General features: G+C 59.1%; 22 protein-coding genes. 13 read left to right on the forward strand and 9 right to left on the reverse strand.

Annotated features, from left to right (window positions below):
- The 3 genes from P0O24_RS06090 to P0O24_RS06100 all read left to right on the forward strand — a co-directional run.
- A partial coding sequence (locus P0O24_RS06090) for a zinc ribbon domain-containing protein (protein WP_316967155.1) occupies positions 1-122 on the forward strand: 122 nt, incomplete at its 5' end.
- Positions 123-177: 55 nt separating this feature from the next.
- Positions 178-630, forward strand: coding sequence for an RDD family protein (locus P0O24_RS06095; RefSeq protein WP_316968855.1), 453 nt, complete (start codon positions 178-180; stop codon positions 628-630).
- A 279-nt stretch (positions 631-909) separates the two neighbouring features.
- A complete protein-coding gene (locus P0O24_RS06100) occupies positions 910-1,338 on the forward strand; it encodes an RDD family protein (protein ID WP_316968856.1) in 429 nt (142 codons plus the stop codon).
- A 70-nt stretch (positions 1,339-1,408) separates the two neighbouring features.
- On the opposite strand, the gene P0O24_RS06105 is transcribed toward P0O24_RS06100, so the two are convergent.
- From P0O24_RS06105 to P0O24_RS06115, 3 genes are read right to left on the reverse strand one after another with little or no spacing between them, the layout of a single operon-like run.
- Positions 1,409-2,200, reverse strand: a complete 792-nt coding sequence (locus P0O24_RS06105; RefSeq protein WP_316968857.1) for an RNA methyltransferase — start codon at positions 2,198-2,200, stop codon at positions 1,409-1,411.
- Positions 2,197-3,618, reverse strand: coding sequence for an RtcB family protein (locus tag P0O24_RS06110; RefSeq protein WP_316968858.1), 1,422 nt, complete (start codon positions 3,616-3,618; stop codon positions 2,197-2,199). Before P0O24_RS06110 ends, P0O24_RS06105 begins: the two co-directional genes overlap by 4 nt.
- A 9-nt stretch (positions 3,619-3,627) precedes the next feature.
- On the reverse strand, positions 3,628-4,068 hold the full coding sequence (locus tag P0O24_RS06115) for an archease (protein ID WP_316968859.1): 441 nt from the start codon (positions 4,066-4,068) through the stop codon (positions 3,628-3,630).
- Positions 4,069-4,250: 182 nt separating this feature from the next.
- Between P0O24_RS06115 and P0O24_RS06120 the strand changes: the two genes are divergently transcribed.
- The 6 genes from P0O24_RS06120 (at position 4,251) to P0O24_RS06145 (ending at position 10,332) form a co-directional block, all read left to right on the forward strand.
- The gene (locus P0O24_RS06120) at positions 4,251-4,799 is read left to right on the forward strand and encodes a helix-turn-helix domain-containing protein (RefSeq protein WP_316968860.1); all 549 of its coding nucleotides are present in this window, start codon (positions 4,251-4,253) and stop codon (positions 4,797-4,799) included.
- 21 nt (positions 4,800-4,820) lie between these two features.
- Positions 4,821-6,713 carry an AMP-binding protein gene (locus tag P0O24_RS06125; RefSeq protein ID WP_316968861.1) on the forward strand — a complete coding sequence of 631 codons (1,893 nt, stop codon included), beginning with the start codon at positions 4,821-4,823 and terminating at the stop codon, positions 6,711-6,713.
- A gap of 4 nt (positions 6,714-6,717) precedes the next feature.
- Positions 6,718-7,761 carry a 3-methyl-2-oxobutanoate dehydrogenase subunit VorB gene (locus P0O24_RS06130; protein WP_316968862.1) on the forward strand — a complete coding sequence of 348 codons (1,044 nt, stop codon included), beginning with the start codon at positions 6,718-6,720 and terminating at the stop codon, positions 7,759-7,761.
- Entirely contained in the window at positions 7,762-9,180 is a 1,419-nt protein-coding gene (locus P0O24_RS06135) for a 2-oxoacid:acceptor oxidoreductase family protein (protein ID WP_316968863.1), read from the forward strand.
- Positions 9,181-9,519: 339 nt separating this feature from the next.
- On the forward strand, positions 9,520-9,816 hold the full coding sequence (locus P0O24_RS06140; RefSeq protein WP_316968864.1) for a hypothetical protein: 297 nt from the start codon (positions 9,520-9,522) through the stop codon (positions 9,814-9,816).
- 54 nt (positions 9,817-9,870) lie between these two features.
- Positions 9,871-10,332, forward strand: coding sequence for a hypothetical protein (locus P0O24_RS06145; protein WP_316968865.1), 462 nt, complete (start codon positions 9,871-9,873; stop codon positions 10,330-10,332).
- Positions 10,333-10,383: 51 nt separating this feature from the next.
- On the opposite strand, the gene P0O24_RS06150 is transcribed toward P0O24_RS06145, so the two are convergent.
- Positions 10,384-10,959, reverse strand: a complete 576-nt coding sequence (locus tag P0O24_RS06150; protein ID WP_316968866.1) for an imidazoleglycerol-phosphate dehydratase — start codon at positions 10,957-10,959, stop codon at positions 10,384-10,386.
- A 173-nt stretch (positions 10,960-11,132) separates the two neighbouring features.
- On the opposite strand from P0O24_RS06150, the gene P0O24_RS06155 reads away from it, so the two are divergent.
- The 3 genes from P0O24_RS06155 to P0O24_RS06165 are packed head-to-tail and all read left to right on the forward strand — an operon-like array spanning position 11,133 to position 13,994.
- Positions 11,133-12,203 carry a formate--phosphoribosylaminoimidazolecarboxamide ligase gene (locus P0O24_RS06155; RefSeq protein WP_316968867.1) on the forward strand — a complete coding sequence of 357 codons (1,071 nt, stop codon included), beginning with the start codon at positions 11,133-11,135 and terminating at the stop codon, positions 12,201-12,203.
- Between the two features lie 46 nt (positions 12,204-12,249).
- Complete coding sequence (locus P0O24_RS06160; RefSeq protein ID WP_316968868.1) at positions 12,250-13,440, forward strand: phosphoheptose isomerase family protein; 1,191 nt, start codon at positions 12,250-12,252, stop codon at positions 13,438-13,440.
- Positions 13,437-13,994, forward strand: a complete 558-nt coding sequence (locus P0O24_RS06165; RefSeq protein WP_316968869.1) for a metallophosphoesterase — start codon at positions 13,437-13,439, stop codon at positions 13,992-13,994. Before P0O24_RS06160 ends, P0O24_RS06165 begins: the two co-directional genes overlap by 4 nt.
- Here P0O24_RS06165 and P0O24_RS06170 read toward each other — a convergent pair.
- Positions 13,991-15,244, reverse strand: coding sequence for a hypothetical protein (locus tag P0O24_RS06170; protein ID WP_316968870.1), 1,254 nt, complete (start codon positions 15,242-15,244; stop codon positions 13,991-13,993). The two genes, P0O24_RS06165 and P0O24_RS06170, sit on opposite strands and share 4 nt — an antisense overlap.
- A gap of 171 nt (positions 15,245-15,415) precedes the next feature.
- Entirely contained in the window at positions 15,416-15,904 is a 489-nt protein-coding gene (locus P0O24_RS06175) for a hypothetical protein (RefSeq protein WP_316968871.1), read from the reverse strand.
- Positions 15,905-16,084: 180 nt separating this feature from the next.
- Here P0O24_RS06175 and P0O24_RS06180 point away from each other — a divergent pair, with 180 nt between their 5' ends.
- A complete protein-coding gene (locus P0O24_RS06180) occupies positions 16,085-16,303 on the forward strand; it encodes a hypothetical protein (RefSeq protein WP_316968872.1) in 219 nt (72 codons plus the stop codon).
- A 76-nt stretch (positions 16,304-16,379) separates the two neighbouring features.
- Here P0O24_RS06180 and P0O24_RS06185 read toward each other — a convergent pair whose 3' ends face one another.
- From P0O24_RS06185 to P0O24_RS06195, 3 genes are read right to left on the reverse strand one after another with little or no spacing between them, the layout of a single operon-like run.
- Entirely contained in the window at positions 16,380-16,673 is a 294-nt protein-coding gene (locus P0O24_RS06185; protein WP_316968873.1) for a hypothetical protein, read from the reverse strand.
- A 41-nt stretch (positions 16,674-16,714) separates the two neighbouring features.
- Positions 16,715-18,112, reverse strand: coding sequence for a tetratricopeptide repeat protein (locus P0O24_RS06190; protein WP_316968874.1), 1,398 nt, complete (start codon positions 18,110-18,112; stop codon positions 16,715-16,717).
- On the reverse strand, positions 18,094-19,425 hold the full coding sequence (locus P0O24_RS06195) for a hypothetical protein (RefSeq protein ID WP_316968875.1): 1,332 nt from the start codon (positions 19,423-19,425) through the stop codon (positions 18,094-18,096). The genes P0O24_RS06190 and P0O24_RS06195 overlap by 19 nt, the downstream gene beginning before the upstream one ends.
- Positions 19,426-19,527 lie beyond the last annotated feature (102 nt).

Below are 19,527 nucleotides of genomic sequence, written 5' to 3' on the forward strand. Positions count from 1 at the left end.
ATGAATGTCCTCAATGCGGGCTGGTCATGGACCGTGACGAGAATGCGGCGATAAACATTCTGAGACTGGGGCTACAGTCTCTGCCAAAAGCTAGAAGCCCCGCCCTTCAGGGCGGGGAGTAGTCACACTCGGCTGACGCACCTTGTCGGCGAAGATCCCCAGCTGGTGGTTTGAATAATGGGTGAGGCAGATGCGAAGAAGAGCGAAGGGGGCCCGGACCTGGCCACCGTCGGCCAGAGGCTCTCGTCTTTCATCGTCGACTTGATAGTCTTGAGCGTGATCTACATCGCCCTGATCTTCCTCTCCGGAGGCGAGATGGGCGAGGCGATGGCCGGAAGCGGCGTAGTTGAGGAGCTCTCGCCGGTTTACTTCATCATGGCGGCGATCGGGATGGGATACTACACCTACTTCTTCGGGAAAGGAGAGACCCCAGGGATGAGGCTTGTGGAGATCAGGCTGGTCCGGGCCGACGGCGTCGAGCCGGTGGGCCTGCGCAGGGGCTTTCTCCGATGGGTCGGGATGGAGATATCCGGGATCGTCCTCCTCCTGGGGTACGCCTGGGTCCTCATCGACAAGAAGAGGCAGGGGTGGCACGACAAGATCGCCGGGACCTACGTCGTAAGAGCGTGATGGATGACCACCCGGAAATTTTCGGGTGATCTTTCGGACCTGACACCTTTAGCCCAAAGAAGCCCGAAGGAGATCCCCCTTGCCCAGCATCCATAGCCAATTTAGGGGCTTTGATCCTCGGATCCATTCCAAGCATTTTTACCGTGTTGAGATAAATTACGAAATCCGACCATTTACGAAATCCGAAAATTAATCGATAAGCTTAACGAAAACAAGGAGAATATTTATATGAGGGTTATGTAACTGATTATCGGAGAAATTTTATGGAGGTGCTGGAAGATGGAGATGGAAATCGCTGAAGAGAAGATGGGGCTGACCCTAGATCTGGCGAGCGTGGGGTCGAGGTTCATATGTTACCTGATCGACACCATCATAGTCGGAGTCATAGGATCGTTCCTCAGCTACGCCTCGATGAACGTCGGAGGCGCTCTGAGCGGCATAATCGCCTTCCTGGGCGTCCTGGTATCGGTCGGTTACTACACCTACTTCTTCGGAAACGGCCAGACTCCGGGAATGATGGCGATGAAGATCAAGCTGGTCGGGACCGACGGGACCTATCCGATCGGATACGGAAAGGGCTTCCTCCGGTGGATCGGGATGATCATATCTGCGATGGTGATACTCCTAGGATTTGTCTGGATCTTGATAGACAAGAAGAGGCAGGGGTGGCACGACAAGATCGCCGGGACGTATGTCGTCAACGTCTGATCTCGGATTAGAGATGCCCAATCTAAGATTTGGGGGGCGGCCTAGGCCCTCCCTAAATCTCACCTTTTTCTTACGGGAGCGTCCCCTCCACAATCCCCCTACAGACCCCGGCGTCCTCCCCGACTTCTCCACCCCCCTCGACTTCTCCGTCTTTCTCGAACTCGCCACCCCGGTGGACTGCACCCCACCGGAGGTTTTCGACGATCCCGTAGAGGGTCTGAACCTCCCGGTCGGTGAGGGTCGCCCTCCCGAAGATCCGCTTCAACATCAGCATCGTCTTATCGAGCTTATGCTGGTGGTACTCCGACGCCACGAGAGCGGTCCGGAACCGGGCGAGGAGGCGTGCGAGGTTCTCGGAGCGGGCCAGCTCCACCTCACCGGCCCCGACGGCGGACAGCTCATAAAATAGAACGGCTGCGGCGTGGGATATGTTCATTATCGGATACTCGGGGCTTGTGGGTATCGAGACGATGAGATCGCAGGCGGAAAGCTCCTGGCGGGAGAGGCCGTCGTCCTCCCGTCCTAGAAGAAGGGCCACATCCCCCGCCGTCCCCCCGAGCCTCTCTGCCAATTCCTTTGGAGAGAGGGCAGGAACCCTCAGGTGTCGATTGGTGGAGCGGCCCAAAACTCCCGTCGTCCCGACGACGAGGTTTGCGGCCGCCACCGCCTCGTCGAGCCCCTCCGCGACCCTCGCCCCCTCCATCAGGTCTCGGGCGTGGGAGGCCATGGCCAGGCCGAAATCCCCGATCTCGCAGGGGCGGACGAGGACGAGGTCTGCGAAGCCGAAGTTCTTCATCGCCCTCGCCACAGAGCCGACGTTCCCCTCGTACATCGGCTCCACCAGAACGACCGATAGCCTCATCCCTTGGAGACTCCCAGGGGCACGACCCTCGCCACCTTCCTCGCTATATCCAGGCGGTGGACGACGTCGACGACCTCGTCGCTGGGCTTGTAGACCTCGGGTGCCTCCTCGGCGAGCATCTTCGGGTGGGTCGCCATAACCTTGATCCCCCGCCGCGAGAGGGCGTCCTTCACCTCGGTCCCTCCGTATGTCTTCTTCGCCTGGGTCCTGGACATGATCCTCCCCGCCCCGTGGCAGGCGGAGCCGAAGGTGAGTTTCATCGCCCCCTCTCCTCCGCAGAGGACGTAAGATGGAGTCCCCATCGACCCGGGTATGATCACCGGCTGGCCCAGATCCCGATAAGCGTCCGGGATCTCTCGCCTCCCCGGACCAAAGGCCCTCGTCGCCCCTTTCCTGTGTACGACGAGCCTCTCCATCGCCCCGTCGACGGAGTGCTCCTCGACCTTGGCGACGTTGTGGGCGACGTCGTAGACGAGGTCGAGGCGAGCCTCGGGGAAGAACCTCTCGAAGACCTCCCTCGTCCAGGCGGAGATGATCTGCCGGTTCGCCCAGGCGTAGTTCGCGGCAGCCGCCATCGCCCCGAAGTAGTTATCGGCCTCCGGAGTCCCCAGGGGCGCGCAGGCGAGCTGCTTATCGGGGAGGTCTATGCCGTACTTTCGGACCGCCCGGCTGAGGACCTGGAGGTGGTCGGTACAGATCTGGTGGCCTGCCCCCCTCGATCCGCAGTGGATCATGACGGTGATCTGCCCCTCAAAGAGGCCGAACCTTTTGGCGAGGCCAAAATCGAAGATCTCGTCGACCCTCTGGATCTCCAGGAAGTGGTTTCCGCTCCCCAGGGTCCCAAGCTGGGGCCTGCCCCTCTTCCTCGCCTTGAGGCTCACCTGTTCCGGCATCGCTCCCTCCATCCGGCCGTCCTCCTCGCAGTGCTCGAGGTCTGCGGGAACGCCATACCCCGCCTCCACCGCCCAGGCTGCCCCCCGGGTGAAGGCCTCATCGAGCTCGTGCTCCGAGACCCGGAGCCTCCCCTTGGCTCCTACGCCGGAAGGGACGTCGTGGAAGAGGTCCTCGACGAGGTTTGATATCATCGGCACCACATCCTTCGCGAAGAGGTCTGTCCTGAGCATCCGGACGCCGCAGTTTATGTCAAAGCCGACTCCACCGGGGCTAATGACCCCACCATCCTCCCGGAAGGCGGCGACGCCCCCGATGGGAAATCCGTAGCCTAGATGGGCGTCGGGCATCGCCATGGAACATCTTACTATGCCGGGGAGGGTGGCGACGTTCGCCACCTGGTCGATGGTTCCCGGTTCGACCTGCTCTAAGAGCTTCTCGGAGATGAAGATCCTTCCCGGTACCCGCATCCCTTTCTGGTGGCCCATCGGCACCTCAAAGATGTAATCGTCAACCTTCTTCAGCATGAGATCACCTCAAACGTCCAAAACCACCTGAGCGGTCCAGATCTCGTCTCCACCCTCTCCCGCTTCTTTCTTTATCTCGAACTGGTGGAGGGTGACCGCCTTCACCTCCGTCTCGAAGAGGTGCCTTCCGGCGTCGACCCTCTCCCCGCCGACCCGACCTGAAAGCCTCCAGCCCCCCTCCACCTCCTCGATCTCCGCCTGGAACTTCGAAAACGCCGCCAGCTCCACCTCGAAGAGGTAGAGGATCTCCGAGAGCCAGTCGTAGAGGAGCCCCTCCAGGGACTCCGCTTCGATATCGACGGGCCAGGTTTCCTCCACCCTGACGGTGGCGGGGTCTATCATGGCCCCGATCATCGCCAGCCCCGCGTTCTCGAAGGCCTCCTCCAGGCTCCGGCCCCGGGCCCGGAACTTGACGTCGGCGGTATGTTCGAGATATTCGATAGTTTCCATCTTCGGTACGATCAAGGGGTCGGGGTTTATTAATAGGTTGAGGTCGGCCTCTCGCCTCCATCCGGAGGGGCAGAGACCTCCCCATCGATTTTTATCGGCCCTTTACTATCAAATCCGCCCCTCCCGCCGAGAGGTAGAGGCTAAATACCATAGGTATATCGAGGTTCAGTTGGTGAATCGGCATGGCGGAGACCATTGAAGAGATCGCATCCCGGGTTCGCGAGCTGCGAGAGCTGTCGAAGGTGACGGCAGAGGAGATGGCAGAATACCTGAAGGTTCCCCTGGAGACCTACTGCTGCTACGAGGAGGGGAAGACGGATATTCCGGCGAGCAAGCTCTTCGAGATCGGGCAGAGGCTCGACGTGGATATGAACCTCCTTCTCACCGGCGAAGAGGCGAGGATGCGGATATTCACTGTAACGAGGAAGGGGGAGGGGGTCGAGGTGGAACGGAGGAGGCAGTACAGGTACCAGAACCTGGCTGGCAAATTCCTCTCCAAGAAGGCTGAGTTCTTCACCGTCACCATCGATCCGATGAAGGAGAAGCCCACCGCCTACAGCCATCCGGGGCAGGAGTTCGATTACGTCCTGGAGGGGTCGCTCAAGTTCTACATCCACGATCACGAGATCATCCTGGACGAAGGCGACTCGATCCTCTTCGACTCTTCCTACAGACACGCCATGGAGGCAAAGAACGGCCGGCCCGCAAAGATGCTCGTCGTGGTGATATAACAGCACAGAGAGGATCTTAAAATGTCGTCTTTACTGGAGAGGTTCGTCTCGAGGACGGAATTCGATAGCTACGAGGATTTCATAGAGAACTTCAAGATCAAGGTCCCAGAGAACTTCAACTTCGCCTTCGACGTGGTCGACGTCTATGCGAAAGATGACCCCGATAAGGTCGCCCTCGTCTGGTGCAACGACCTCGGCGAGGAGAGGATCATAACCTTCGGGGAGATGAAGCGCGAGAGCGACAGGGCTGCCAACTTCTTTTTGGGCCGCGGGATCAAAAAGGGGAAGACGGTGATGCTATCACTAAAGAGCCGGTACGAGTTCTGGATCTGCATGATCGGACTTCACAAGATCGGCGCCGTCGCCATCCCCGCCACCCACATGCTGAAGAGGAAGGATATCGTCTACCGGATCAGGAGGGCGGACCTCTCCATGATCATCTCCATCGCCGGCGAGGGTGTCCCCGAGGAGGTAGACGGAGCCTGCGACGAGCTGGGAGGCGCCCCGGTCTTGAAGGCCTTCGTCGGGGACGGCTCCAGGGACGGCTGGCTGAACTTGAAGGGCGAGCTGGAAGCGGCATCCCCAGAGTTCGAGAGGCAGACGGGCGACGCCGCGACGAAGAACTCCGACGTCCTCCTCGCCTACTTCACCTCCGGGACGACCGGCAACCCCAAGATGGTCAACCACGATCAGACCTACCCCCTCGGCCACATCCTGACAGCCAAGTTCTGGCAGAACGTCGAGGACGACGGCCTCCACTACACCGTCGCAGACACCGGCTGGGGAAAGGCGGTCTGGGGTAAGCTCTACGGCCAGTGGATCGCGGGCTCTGCTGTCTTCGTCTACGACTACGACCGCTTCGACGCCGGACGGATGATGGAGATGGCGGCGAAGTACAAAGTCACCACCTTCTGTGCTCCACCCACCATCTATCGGTTCATGATTAAGGAGGACGTCTCTGGGTACGACTTCTCGACCCTCAGGTACGCCGTCACCGCCGGCGAGCCCCTAAACCCGACGATATACGACAGGTTCCTCGCGGCTACGGGGCTTCGGCTGATGGAGGGGTTCGGCCAGACGGAGACGGTCGTCGCCATAGCCAACTACCCGTGGATGGACCCGAAGCCCGGGTCCATGGGAAAGCCCTCGCCAGGATACAATATGGTCCTGGTGGACAAGAACGACCGGATCTGCGAGGTCGGCGAGGAGGGGGAGATCGTCATCAAGACCGACGGAGGCAGGCCTCCAGGCCTCTTCGTCGACTATCACCTCGACCCCGAGAAGATGAGGAACACCTGGCACGACGACTACTATCACACCGGAGATACCGCCTGGGTCGACGAGGACGGGTACTTCTGGTTCGTCGGGAGGGCCGACGACATCATCAAGAGCTCCGGTTATCGGGTAGGCCCCTTCGAGGTGGAGAGCGCCCTCCTCACCCATCCGGCGGTCCTGGATTGCGCCATCACAGGGGTCCCGGACGCCCTCCGGGGGCAGGTGGTGAAGGCTACGGTCGTCCTGACCAAGGGCTACGTCCCGTCGGAGGAGCTGAAGGCGGAGCTACAAAACCACGTCAAGAGGATCACAGCCCCCTACAAGTACCCGAGGATCGTCGAGTTCGCCGATGAGCTGCCAAAGACGATCAGCGGCAAGATCAGAAGGGTCGAGATCAGGGAGAAGGATAAGCCCTACCCGGTGATAAACGCCATCGAATGCAAAGCCTGCGAGAGGTGCATCATCGCCTGCCCCGCAAACGTCCTCACCCTCGGGGAGGAGCTCAACGCCCGAGGCTACCGTTTCGCCGTCTATTCGGGGGAGGGATGTATCGGCTGCGGGAACTGCTATTACACCTGTCCCGAGCCCTTCGCCGTCGAGGTCCACATACCTTCAAAGGAGAGGTTCCAGGAGGATTGAAGAGATGCCAGCCCAGCTAGTTGATGGAAACAGCGCAGTGATCGTCGGGGCGATGTACGCGGGATGCGACTGCTACTTCGGCTACCCCATAACCCCCGCCAGCGAGATCCTCCATGAGGCCTCAAAATACTTCCCCAAGGTGGGGAGGAAGTTCGTCCAGGCGGAGTCGGAAGAGGCGGCGATAAACATGGTCTACGGGGCGGCGGCCGCCGGCCACCGGGTCCTCGCCGCCTCCTCCGGCCCCGGCATGAGCCTCAAGCAGGAGGGGATATCCTACATTGCGGGGGCAGAGCTGCCCTGCGTCATCGTCGACATCGCGAGAGCCGGACCGGGCCTTGGAAACATCGGGCCGGAGCAGTCCGACTACAACCAGACGGTCAAGGGCGGAGGTCACGGATGCTACAGGAACATAGTTCTCGCCCCAAACTCCGTCCAGGAGATGTGCGACTTCACCATCAAGGCCTTCGACCTCGCCTTCAAGTACAGAAACCCGGCGGTGATCCTCGCCGACGGTGTCCTGGGCCATATGGTAGAGCCTTTGAGCTTTCCGGAAGAAGCGATCGAGCCTGATATCGACGATTCCTGGGCCGTCCGCGGGAATAGGAAGACGAGAGGAAACCTGGTCACCTCCATAGACCTCGACTTCAAAGAGCTGGAGGCCCACAACCTCAAGCTACAGGCGAAGTACCATCGGATCCGGGAGGACGAAGTTGAGTATGAGCTTTACAGGTGCGAGGACGCCTACGTCATCCTCGTCTCCTACGGGATCAGCAGCAGGATCGCAAAGTCCGCCGTCGACGGCGCGAGGGAAGAGGGGATACGCGCCGGCCTCTTCAGGCCCATATCCCTCTTCCCCTTCCCCAACGGGGAGCTGAAGGCCTTCGCCGAAAGGGACTGCCAGTTCATCTCCGTCGAGATGAGCGACGGCCAATTGAGAGAGGACATAAGGCTTGCGACGGGATGTCGGGACGTCGCCCTGGTCTCGAGGTACGGAGGAAACCTCATCCAGCGCGACCAGATCCTAGAAAAGATCAGGGAGGTGGCATAAATGGCCGCCAGAGAGAAGGTCATCGGACCTGCTGGATTCTACGGCACGTTTGAGAGGAAGGGGGGGTCCGCCCCCACGGCCACCCATTACTGCCCGGGGTGCGGCCACGGAATACTCCACAAGATCATAGCCGACACCATGGCGGACCTCGATATCCAGGACCGGTGCGCGGTCATGAGCCCGGTGGGGTGCGCAGTCTTCGCCTACTACTACCTCGACTGCGGCCACGTCCAGGCTGCCCACGGGAGGGCTCCGGCGATCGCCACCGGCTTATCTCGGGCCGAGGACGACGCCATCCTCATCTCCTACCAGGGGGACGGCGACCTCGCTTCCATCGGCCTGAATGAGACGGTCCAGGCAGCGAACCGGGGTGAGAAGATGGCGGTCTTCTTCGTCAACAATACCGTCTACGGGATGACAGGAGGCCAGATGGCCCCGACGACCCTCATCGGCGAGGTGACCGCGACGACCCCAGCCGGAAGGGACCCTCGAGACTCCGGATACCCTATCCACATCTGCGAGCTCCTGGACACCCTCCGAGCACCGGTATACATCGAGCGGGTCTCCCTATCGGACATAAATCATATCCGAAAGGCACGTCGAGCCGTCAGGAGGGCTCTTGAGATCCAGAGGGACAAGAAGGGCTACGCCTTCGTCGAGTTCCTCTCTCCCTGCCCTACCATCATGAGGATGGACGCGAAGGGGGTCGAACAGTTCATCAACAAGGAGATGGAGCGGGAGTTTCCCCTGAAGAGGTTCAGGGACCGGTCCAGCGAGACGGAGCCGATCGAGAGGGAGGCGTCCGACTTCTCCAAGGCCTCCCTCGATTCTATCTTCGGCCTCGCTGGGGAGGAAGAAGTCGAGGTTCTGCCCGACCCATCCTTTGCCGTCAAGGGCGTCAAGATCGCGGGGTTCGGCGGCCAGGGTGTCCTCAGCATGGGGCTCGCCCTCGCCCAGGCTTCGTACCGATCCGGTCGCTTCGTCTCCTGGTACCCCGACTACGGCCCGGAGCAGAGGGGGGGGACCTCCAACTGCTCCGTCGTCATCTCCGGGGTGCCGATAGGCTCCCCGGTGGTCGACGAGCCCGACGTCCTCGTAGCCTTCAACCGGCCTTCTCTGGAGAAGTTCGCCGCCGACGTCAGAGAGGGAGGGCTTATCCTATACGAATCCCTGGCAGGACCCTTCGAGCCGCCGGAGGGGGTGAGGGCCGTCGCAGTTCCCGCAACCGATATCGCCCTATCACGTGGGGTCGAACAGGCCGTCAACACCGCCATGTTCGGCGCCCTGATGGAGCTGGGAAACCTCGGCCTCCCTCGCGAGGCCTTCGGCGGGGCTTTCGAGCGGACCTTCGCCAAGAAGCCGAAGCTTATACCCCTGAACCTGGAGATCCTGGAGGAGGGGGCAAAAAGCGTCAGGTGAAGCCCGGAGATGGGAGCCGATAAGAACCGAATATCACCGTCAGATGCCCGCCCCGAAGCGCCCGGATCGAAGATGCTAGATCCGGGCGGGCAAATTGCTCCATTTTTGCCCATCCAGTTTTAATCTTTGAATTTGTAATCAGGGCCTATGGGGTCAGATCGATTGTACCAAAAAATACAAATATGACCGACGCCTAACTATGATTACTTCAAGCAATGAAGGGGTGATAGTATAAAGAAATTTGCAGCGCTATTAGTGCTGGTTGTAGCATTCTTTGCCGCTCCAGCGATGGCAGATTGTACCGGACCAAACTGCCCGGTGGACTTCAATGCCGGAGACATGTCTTTTGGCACCTGGCCGGCCAACATGAACCTCGACTTTGTCAGCTCTGGTGAGCAGAAAGCCTTCGCCTTCTGGCATGGCGACGCTGGCAACGCTCTGGACGTTAAAAAAGACCAGACCGCCGGAATGGTATACGAGGACTTTGCTACACCATTGCGATGGGACACCAGAGTAATCAACATCGAGAAGATATCCTCTGGCAACCAGTTTGCTACCGCCACCGGTTACGCTACTGCGAAGAACAGCATATCTGTATGTTCGACCCAGGGCACCGCCGCTGGCTGTGACTGCTGAGCCCAGTGTCTGAAATAGGGAAAGATGGAGAACAATTGTCGGCTCATCGGCCTCGTGCTGATGAGCACGCTCCTCATTTTTGGTCCGGCGTGCGACGTCGCGACGGCAGGGCCGCTCCCAACAGCAACGGAGCGGGGCTACCCAGAGTCCCTCAACCTGGTAAAAAGTTCCATTGAGGACTTCGCCAAAGGAGGCTCGCCAGTAAAGCCCGGCATATTCAGCCCCAATGATCTTAAGAGGAGCACCAAGTTCGATTCTTCACTATCCGACCTCACCGGAGTATCCCTCTTCGACGATCCCGATGACGACGAGACCTTCCAGGGCGTAGTGGCGATCAACACCGAGAGGGGTAATACCGTCACAGGCCAAGGTCAGTTCCATTCGGTCCCGACGGACGTCAACTACATGGATATCGATGTGAGGAACATAATCGTCATATCCATCAACACCGCTCGAGGCGGCAACGCCATCGCGACCTCCGAGATCTTCATCGAGCCGACCCAGAGAGCGTCCTGATCCCTGGATCCTCTTGAATAATGGTCCGCGCTGTCTAAATCATCCTAATTCTCATTCTTCGATCCGTTCAACTCCATCCGAATTCCAGCTCGTTTCGCGACCTCTTCTGCCGTCTGCCACCGCCCTCTTAAGGGCCCGGGCAACAGATAGGGTCAACGCCTCGACCTTCTCCCAGTCGTCGCCTCCAGTGGCCCTCAGATGAAGGGCGAACTCGCCGTTGTAGGCGAGGGTCCTCATGAAGTGGCCGTAGTTTCCAAGCTCCATCCCCTCCAGGGAACCGGCCAGAAACTCGACCTCGTCCCGGTATCCCAACGGACCGAAACGCACGGCCGCGAAGGCGAGAGCCTCTCCGGATGGGACGAAAGAGCTTCCGATCCCCGCATCCGCCACCTCGGCAAACGCCCGGCCCAAGGCGATGGCCACGTCTTCGATGGTGTGATGATCTCCAGTGGGAAGGTCTCCTCGAGCCCTCACCTCGAGGTCGAACCCCGATCCCTGAGCCAGGATCTCCAGCATCTCGTCGAGGAGAGGTACCCCCGTCTCCACCTCCGAACGTCCCGAACCCTCCAGGTCGAGGGATACCTCAACCTCCGTCTCCGCAGTCGTTCTCCTGAAAGAAGCTCGCATGATGGTCAGGTCCCTTCGAAGATATTTTAAGCTATTCTGAGAAAGGATCTGGATCCCAGGATATCGGGGTTTACAATCCACCTGAGACCATCGACCCTCGAATAGATATATCGGTCCTGTCGAAGGGCTTATGTACCGGTAGAACCTGTTGCTCCGTTCCAAAGGTTGTAGATATGATAGATAAGAGAAAAATACAAGAAATTTTGGAAGAGTATGACCCAAAAGAGTTAACTATTGCCACTGTTTGTTCTCATAGCAGCCTCCAGATATTTCATGGGGCTCGTCAGGAGGGTTTCAAGACCCTGGGGATATGCCTTGGCCGACCTCCGAAGTTCTACGACGCGTTCCCCCTGGCAAAGCCCGATTCCTTCCTGAGCCTCGACAGCTACGGGGCGATTCTCGATGAGAGCGATCGGCTCATTGAGGAGAACGCCATCGTCGTTCCCCACGGCTCTCTGGTGGAGTACCTGGGAACAGAGAAGTTCGAGAGGTTGCCGGTTCCAACCTTCGGTAACCGAAGGTGTCTCGCCTGGGAGAGCGACCGGGAGATGGAGAGGGACTGGCTCCTCAAGGCCGGGATCGACCTTCCCATGAGGTTTGCGACCCCCGAGGAGATAGACCGACCTGTCATCGTCAAGTATCACGGTGCCAAAGGGGGGAAGGGATTCTTCATATCCAAGAGCAAGGGAGAATACCTCAGCAAAGTCGATAGCTCCCAGCGGCATACCATCCAGGAGTTCATCCTGGGAACCCGGTACTACATCCACTACTTCTACTCTCCCATCCGGTCCACCGGGTACGCCCTCAGCAAAGGGACCCTGGAGATGCTGGGGATAGACCGGAGGGTCGAGAGCAACGCCGACGAGATATTCAGGATTGGGTCCATGGACGAGCTGGAGGCGGCGGGGATATTCCCCAGCTTCGTCGTCACAGGGAACATACCCCTCGTCCTGAGAGAGTCGCTCCTTCCGAAGGCCTTCGAGCTGGGGGAGAGGGTCGTCGAGGCGTCTCTTGATCTATTCGGAGGGATGATAGGACCCTTCTGCCTGGAGACGATCGTCACCGACGACCTGAAGTTCAAGGTCTTCGAGATCTCTGCCCGGATCGTCGCCGGTACGAATGTCTTCATCGGCGGCTCCCCCTACTCGGACCTGATAGAGAAGGACCTCTCCAACGGGAGAAGGATCGCCCAGGAGATAAGCCTCGCAAGAGATCAGAGGAGACTATTGGAGATCATAAGCTGAAGGGCAAAGGCTTATTATCACCCCTCTTCCTGAATTCACCTCTTATATGGCAGGTCTGATCGACACTTATAAGGATGCTACCGCCCTCCAGTGCTCGTTCATCGAGAAGCTGGGGCAGCTGGACCTAGAGAGCGTGAACGGCTTCGCCGACTCCCTCGCCTCGTTTTTGAGAGAGAAGGACGAGAAGAACTTCGTCTACGGCCTCGCCGCCGGGAGGAGCGCCCTCTCTCTTTACAGCTTTCTGCAGCTCCTCTACAACCACTTCAACGCCTTCCCCTGCACCATGGAGGACCCCGTCCAGAAGCACTTCCGAGATACGAGGAAGAACCTGGGGATCGCCGTATCGGGGTCCGGGGAGACCCCTGCGGTGAACAAGTACATCGAGGACATAATAAACCAGGGCGGCGATATTAGGCTCATCACCGCCAACAGGGACGGGACCGCCCACAGCCTCGTGGAGGAATATGAGAACGGCTCGGTCCTGGTGATCAAAGGGAAGACGAAGTACGACCTGGACATGACGAGAACCAGCAAGCTCTCCCCCATGGGGACGGAGTTCGAACTGGAGGTTTTAGCCTTCTTGAACGCCGTCTTCAAGGAGGTCCAGGGTAGGATCGAGGGGGAGAGGACCAAAGGCTGCGAGAGCTATCTATCGACTATAAGGGATTTTGCAGCCCAGTGCAGGCTCATCTCCCGGGTCGATGAGGAGGGGCTCGCTACGTGGTTTGAGAGGCTATTTCCCCGGAGCGGAAGGTACATCATCGGCGGCGTGGGCAGGTCGGGGCTGGTGGCTAGAGCCTTCGAGATGAGGTTGTCCCACCTGAACAAGACGAGCTACTGGGAGAGGGACTTCAACACCCCCAGCTTTCAGATCGGCGACGTTTACGTCCCCATTACCGGGAGCGGAAACACCTACGAATGTATCGAGGGGGTCAAAAGCGCCTTCAAAAGGGGTGCGGACGTCCTGCCTATCACCACAAACCCGTCGTCGGAGCTGGTGGAGCTGATGAGAGAGAAGGGGCGGGGGGTGGATACCGCGTTCATACCCGTCTCAGAGGAGTACCTCGACCAGATCTGCGGCTCCCGGAGGACCACCAGCTGGCTCGTCTCGGAGTACAGCATGCACAGGTACCCGATATTTGAGATCAACGCCTCGATATTCACCAACAGCGTCGTCGCCGTGGGGGCGGAGTTTTTGGGAATCGAAGAGGCGGGGATGAAAAGGCTCCATGCATGAAGCGGATCGTCGCCATCTCCGACACCCATCTCCAAGCGGGATCCCTGGTTCCGAGAGGGATCGTCGATCTCGCGGAGGGCGCCGACCTCCTCCTCCACGCCGGGGACTTCATCAGCCTAGACGTCTACGAAGCCTTCTGTGATCTCGGTCCCCTGGAGGCGGTATCCGGAAACTCCGACTCTCCTGAGGTGAAGTCGATCCTCCCCGAGAGGAGGGTCCTGGAGGTAGAGGGGGTCAGAATAGGCCTCGTCCACCGGGCCTCTTACTCCGCCGATACGACTGGGGCCACATTACTCGCAAGGGAGATGGAGGTGGACGCCCTCGTCTTCGGCCACCTTCACAGGCCCGTGGTGGAAGCGGGGCCCCAACTTCTGATATCTCCAGGAAGCCCCACCGAGCCCCGCCTCTCCGCCCCATCGGCGGCGGAGATCGAGGTGGATGGTGGCGAGGTTCGGGGGAGGATCGTCCCCCTGGGTCGGCCGATCTGCGGCTACTTCAAGTATGCAGAGTCCCTCGCCGAAAGATCGGCGAAGGAGAGAGACGATAGGGATTAATGCAGATCGCTCTTTTCGGCCACAAAGCCCTCCCGGCGGAAGGCGACAAAATCGTCGATGGCGATCCAGCCGGAGCTTCCCGAACCGCCTTCCTCGCGGGCGGCCGCGACGAAGCTGATTGTAGAGACGTTGCCGCCCGTGAGGCTCTCATTGGTGCAAGAGCTCCTCCCGGCCTCGACGCATTCGAACTCCTCGAATAAGGCCTCCATAAGCGTCCAGTCCATGGGGACGGCCCCCTCCTCCCAGGAGCGGCGGTGGACCGTTCCATCGGCGTCCCTCAGCCTGATCTCAAGGGAGTAGCCGGAGCCGGCCCCCCTTGAGGAGAAGGATACGCCGTCGGTTCCGGCGAGGTCCAGGCCGCCGCCTCTCCGGGATGGGGTCTTGGTGATCCCAGCCCATCCGCCGGGAATGAGGTCAAAGGATATCCTGGTGGCGTCGTCTTCGACCCCCGGGACCACCCCGATCCCCAGGACGCGAGACCCCAAGCCGTCGACGGTGGTGCTCCAGCCCCCGGCCATGGAGTCGATGATGAAGGAGGGGAGGACCCCCACCTCGACGGTGGCCGTCGATTCTCCGGCGAAGTTTCTCGCGACGAGGGTGTAGGTGACCCCCTCCCGGGGCGAGAGGGTCGTCTCGCCTCGGAGGGAGACGGGACCTATCACCGGCTCTATATAGACCTCGGAGGCGTCGGCCACAGCCCAGCTGAGGGTGAGATCGTCCCCGAGGTCGACGACGGACCTATCGGCCTCGAAGAGCTGGATCTCGGGAAGGTCCCTGGTGCTGAAGGTCCAAACCTCGCCAGAGGACCTCTTCTTAAGAAGGTTCTCCGCCTCGACCCACCACAGGTAGGCTGTCCCCGGCGAGAGGGGCTCCGTCAGGTTTATGACAAGGTTCTCCCTCCCCCGGCCGCCTTCGGCCGTCCCCACCACCACCATATCCTCCTCGGCGGTCCCCAGGATGACGCGGTAGCGAATCCGGGAGTTGGGGTCGAGCCCCACCGATGAGAGAATGGGAGTCTGCGGTCCTCCGCCGACCCACCAGAGGGGGGGCACAAGGCCGATCCCGATGGTCCCGTCCATGGGGCAGGGGATCTGGGGCTCGTAGGGGCCGGGGAAGAGGGCGTACATCGATATCGCTGCCGCCAGGAGGGCAAAGAGGGCGACCTTCGCCCCGCTCCTCTGCCGAAGTTCGTCCAACCTCTCGGTGGCGGTCATCAACGCTTCAAATAAGGCATCAGATATGCTGGTCATCTATCATCGTTCCCCGTCCTGACTTTCTTTTGGTCTTTCCCCAATCTCGGATCGTCCTCGAAGAGGTATATACTTAACTTTCCTGAGTTCTAAATTTTCAGGCGACGTTACCGGGGAGATGGTCAAAATTGGTCGAGATCGTACGGCTTCTCATCCGGCGTCGGCAGGTCCTCAAGCTGTCCCCTCCGCAGAATAGCCCCAGCAGTCCCGGGCGTAGCTCGCGAGCATCTTGTAAAGCTCGTCGTAAGATAGGGGGAGCCACGACCATTCCTCGACGGCGGACCCACCCCCCTCCTCGCCCTCCTCGGCGAGGTCCGGCTCGATCTCCAGGGGGCGCAGGTAGCTGTGGAGCCGATAGACCCTCTCCCCCACAGGAACCCGGTAGCAGTAGAGGATCCGGACCGAGCCGTCGACCCCCCGGTACCAGGGCGGCGGAGGCTCGTCTCGAACCTTCCGACCGCTGGTGGCGTACCTGAGGATGAACTCGTCTTTGAGGGCGTAGAACCGTTGCCGAGCCTCCGGCGGCTCCGTCTTCGCCATCTTATTCGCGGCCCAGATCGCCTCGGCGAGGGCCGCCAGGTCGCCGTCGAACTGATCGCGCCAGAGCCGCCATAGCTCCCGGCCGCTGAGGCCGGTCCGAAGTCGAGGTCTCTTTCCCAAAGTGAGGGGGACCCTGGATCCCTGGGGCCAAAAACCCTTTCCTCACCTCGCCCCTTCCGCTCAGTTCGAAACGAGAGGGCGTTAGAGCCGATCTTCAACTCCGAGCAGGCTCGAAGCACTAATCTATAATAATCATCGACCACCTATATAGATCCTATACAAAGAAGGAGGTGTTATTAGATGACGGAGAAGATTACCGCCGAGGAGAAGAAGGAGAAGGCCGATGCTGAGAAAGATGCAGCTTACGCCAAAGCCGATGCCAAGGCCGAGGTGGAAAAGATGAAGGCTGATATCGGACATAAGGCCGCCTCCTTGAAGGCCGATGTAGAGGAGAAGAAGGAGGACGTAGAGAAGGCAGTGGCAGAGGTCGGAAAGAAGGCCCTGGAGAAGCTCAAATAGGGGGCTTTCGCCACCGGGCGAAGAAAAGAATAAGTTAAGAGAGGGACCAAGGTCGTGGTGGGGGCGGAATAAGCCGTCAGGTGTTCTGCCCCTTCGGCCCCTTCGCCCTGGACTCGGCGAAGTAGGCGTCGATATCCATGTCCATGTCCGCCTTCATGACCACCCAGCCAGTGATGTGCCCGGCGAGAAACGCCATCTTCTCCCCCTCGGTCTTTGCGAACCGATCGAGGGCCCGCTGGAGGAGGTCGTGGGTGTCTTTCGAGCTTGCGAGGATCTCCTCGATGACGACCCGGTTCACCAGGTCGCACTCCTCTTGGGAGAGGCCGAAGATCTCTGCAACTTTTCGTTTCATCATTGCTTCATCTTTCATCAACGTCAGGCACCCTGGTAGCAGTTTCTTACCTCTTAAATTTATCTTTTTACGACCTTTTTCTCCAGTCGCTGGCGATCTCTCCGTGCCTGTTCGGCTGTGGGGCTGCCAAGCTCCTGGAAGAGCGTCTCAGCCTGGCGGATCAGGTCGAGGGCCCGCTCCAAGTTGCCTTCCATCTCTTCCAAAAGAGCGGACTGGGCCAGAGATATGGCGACGCCGCTCTTGTTGCCCAGCTTCTGTGCAATCTTCAGGCTCTCGTCGTAGAAGCGACGTGCCTCCGCCAAGTCGCCAGTATACTGTGCCAGGACACCTAAATTGTGCAGCGAGATTGCCACACCCCTCTTGTTGCCAAGCTCCTGTGCAATCTTCAGGCTCTCGTCGTAGAGGCGACGTGCCTCCGCCAAGTCGCCAGTATACTGTGCCAGGACACCTAAATTGTGCAGCGAGATTGCCACACCCCTCTTGTTGCCAAGCTCCTGTGCAATCTTCAGGCTCTCGTCGTAGAGGCGGCGGGCATCGGCGAGGTCGCCAGTGTCCTGAGCCAGCACTCCCAGCTCGTGCAGAGACATTGCCACGCTGCTCTTGTCGCCAAGTTCCTGAAATATCTTCATGCTCTCGTCATATAGGTGGCGCGCACTTTCGAGATCTCCAGTTTCACACGCAATAATTCCAAGATTGTGCAATGACCTCGCAACACCTCGTTTGTCACCTAGCCACTCTCCAAGTCTCAATTCTTGCTTGAAATATTCCGAGGCGATATCGTACTCCCCCAGATGATAAGATATCTCGGCCAGTTCATCCAAGATCTTGGCGGCCTCCTTCTCGTCCTTCACCTTTTCGAGGAGGTACTCGTTTATTCGCCTTCGTCTAAGAAGATCCTCTTTGCTCTGGTAGCGCAGAGACGTTGCCAATGCATTGATCGCATCAAAGGCGAAGCCCTGATCTTGCCCCTTCAGCTCGTAGTAATTCCCCCTGTACCTCCAGAAGTCAGGGGCTATTCTTATCACGTCGTCGAGAAAGCTCTGGCTCGAAAAGACGAGGCTTGGAACCCCTGCATCGTAAAATAGCTCTCGAAAGTTGTTCAGCGCATCCGCCAGCTCATCGGTCAGCTTCTCGGGCATAGTCCAGATCAGAACTTCGGCGCCGCCGAAATCCCCACTCTTCAGAATCTTTATTACGTCTTCGCCTTCTTCGACGGGAATTACTTTTGCCTTGAATCTGCCGCTCAACGCGCGGATGATACCGTCTCGATAGGCAGGAGCGTTGACGACGCAGAGGATGAGGTTGCCCCTCCCACCCGAGACCTCCAGCTCCGCGATGATGGTATCGATCTCCTCCAGGTCTTCAGCCCTCGCTTCCTCTAATCCTGGAACTTCAACTCTCGCGTCTTCGATCCTCGCGGCTTCAGCCTTCGATTCGTCTAATCTCGCATCTTCCATTTTTCCACCAGGGGCAGAAGGAGGGGGTCCACGTCGCACCATCTCCCGTTCTCGTCCTCGTACTCGACGGCCGTCAGGCTGAAGAGGAGCTCCCGGCTTATGCCATCGTCCTTGTCCAGATCGCGGGCCTCCTTCGATTCGTGGATCGCCAGAGCCCTGCGCTTGTGGGCCTCGGTGAGGGTCCTGTCGTAAGTCCGCCGTAGCTTCTCAAGGGCGCTCTCCACATCCTCTTTTGCAATCTTCTCCCTCTTGTTTCTGTAGGCCTTGATCGTGGCGTCTCTCATGATCGAGACGAACTCCGAGAGCTTTCCGGTGGATATTATCGCCTCGTCCAGAACGGCGTCGTCGATCAGGTGATCCTCCATCCGCTTTCTTACAACGGATCTGTAGAAGCCCAGGTTCGTCTCGTTTCTGCTGCCGTCTCTGTTGATCACGGGAAGCTGCGGCAGGATTATGGCGTCGTCGAAGGCGGGCCTGACGTTCTCGAAGTAGGGGTTGAAGGTGAGGGGGATCGGGAAGGTGTAAATCACAAAACAGCTCGGCTGGGAGAGAAGCTCGTAGTTTTTATAGAAGAACTCCTCCGCCTGCTCAACGCGGGTCAGCTTGTCCAGGTCGTCGACGATGACGACGAGCTTCTTTTTTGTCTTATCCTCGACGTCGACGATCAGCCAGTTGAGCCTCTGGATGAGGTCGCTGATCTGCATCTCCAGCTCTTTTCGGACGTATTCCCGGGTCTTCGCCTCTCGCCCCAGCTTCAGTAGCAGAACTTTGGCTAGGGTCAAAGAGATCCCCGCGGCTCTGGACCTGGTGACCTCATCCTCTTCGACCTTTGTGATGCGCTTTACGAAGTCCTTAAAATCCTCTTCAATATCCCGGTTGAGCTTGACGCCGTCGACTTCTGCCCTGTCGTAGATCATCAGGGCCATCGAGACGAAGAAGTCTCGAAAGTCGAAGTCGCTGACGTTCAGTTGGTCGCGGATCGAGTAGCTGACCACCAGAAACCGGTCGGGATCGATCATGTCAAAGAGCCGGTTCAGCTCCGTGCTCTTACCCGAGCCTCTGAACCCCAGAAAGAGGTACTTCTCCTTTCTCTCAGAGATATCTATCCGGTCCCTCAGCTCCTCGATGGGGGATGGAGCCCTCGCGGGCCTTTCGACGTAAAAATCCCTGAACTCCTCCTCGGTCTCTAGCGGCTCCACCACCAGGTTGTTGTAGGCCTTCTTCAAGTTCTTCGCCTTCGGCATATCGATAATACCCTCCGCTGCTTCCGCGATCTTATCCCGCTTGCCGTTAAGAGACGACTCGATGCTCAATAAATCTATCCACTTCCTCAAGGCCGAAAACCCGGCTCGAAGCATCGGGGCCGGAGGCTGGGTCACAAAAAAAGGACGATTCGGGCAAATCCCTCTGCCATA

This window comes from Candidatus Methanocrinis alkalitolerans, assembly GCF_029167205.1.
Classification (GTDB): Archaea; Halobacteriota; Methanosarcinia; order Methanotrichales; family Methanotrichaceae; genus Methanocrinis; species Methanocrinis alkalitolerans.

Coding starts and splice junctions, on each gene's coding strand:
- P0O24_RS06095 (WP_316968855.1), top strand. CDS start 178: ATGGGTGAGGCAGATGCGAAGAAGAGCGAAGGGGGCCCGGACCTGGCC.
- P0O24_RS06100 (WP_316968856.1), top strand. CDS start 910: ATGGAGATGGAAATCGCTGAAGAGAAGATGGGGCTGACCCTAGATCTG.
- P0O24_RS06105 (WP_316968857.1), bottom strand. CDS start 2,200: ATGAGGCTATCGGTCGTTCTGGTGGAGCCGATGTACGAGGGGAACGTC.
- P0O24_RS06110 (WP_316968858.1), bottom strand. CDS start 3,618: ATGCTGAAGAAGGTTGACGATTACATCTTTGAGGTGCCGATGGGCCAC.
- P0O24_RS06115 (WP_316968859.1), bottom strand. CDS start 4,068: ATGGAAACTATCGAATATCTCGAACATACCGCCGACGTCAAGTTCCGG.
- P0O24_RS06120 (WP_316968860.1), top strand. CDS start 4,251: ATGGCGGAGACCATTGAAGAGATCGCATCCCGGGTTCGCGAGCTGCGA.
- P0O24_RS06125 (WP_316968861.1), top strand. CDS start 4,821: ATGTCGTCTTTACTGGAGAGGTTCGTCTCGAGGACGGAATTCGATAGC.
- P0O24_RS06130 (WP_316968862.1), top strand. CDS start 6,718: ATGCCAGCCCAGCTAGTTGATGGAAACAGCGCAGTGATCGTCGGGGCG.
- P0O24_RS06135 (WP_316968863.1), top strand. CDS start 7,762: ATGGCCGCCAGAGAGAAGGTCATCGGACCTGCTGGATTCTACGGCACG.
- P0O24_RS06140 (WP_316968864.1), top strand. CDS start 9,520: ATGTCTTTTGGCACCTGGCCGGCCAACATGAACCTCGACTTTGTCAGC.
- P0O24_RS06150 (WP_316968866.1), bottom strand. CDS start 10,959: ATGCGAGCTTCTTTCAGGAGAACGACTGCGGAGACGGAGGTTGAGGTA.
- P0O24_RS06155 (WP_316968867.1), top strand. CDS start 11,133: ATGATAGATAAGAGAAAAATACAAGAAATTTTGGAAGAGTATGACCCA.
- P0O24_RS06160 (WP_316968868.1), top strand. CDS start 12,250: ATGGCAGGTCTGATCGACACTTATAAGGATGCTACCGCCCTCCAGTGC.
- P0O24_RS06165 (WP_316968869.1), top strand. CDS start 13,437: ATGAAGCGGATCGTCGCCATCTCCGACACCCATCTCCAAGCGGGATCC.
- P0O24_RS06170 (WP_316968870.1), bottom strand. CDS start 15,244: ATGACCAGCATATCTGATGCCTTATTTGAAGCGTTGATGACCGCCACC.
- P0O24_RS06180 (WP_316968872.1), top strand. CDS start 16,085: ATGACGGAGAAGATTACCGCCGAGGAGAAGAAGGAGAAGGCCGATGCT.
- P0O24_RS06185 (WP_316968873.1), bottom strand. CDS start 16,673: ATGAAAGATGAAGCAATGATGAAACGAAAAGTTGCAGAGATCTTCGGC.
- P0O24_RS06190 (WP_316968874.1), bottom strand. CDS start 18,112: ATGGAAGATGCGAGATTAGACGAATCGAAGGCTGAAGCCGCGAGGATC.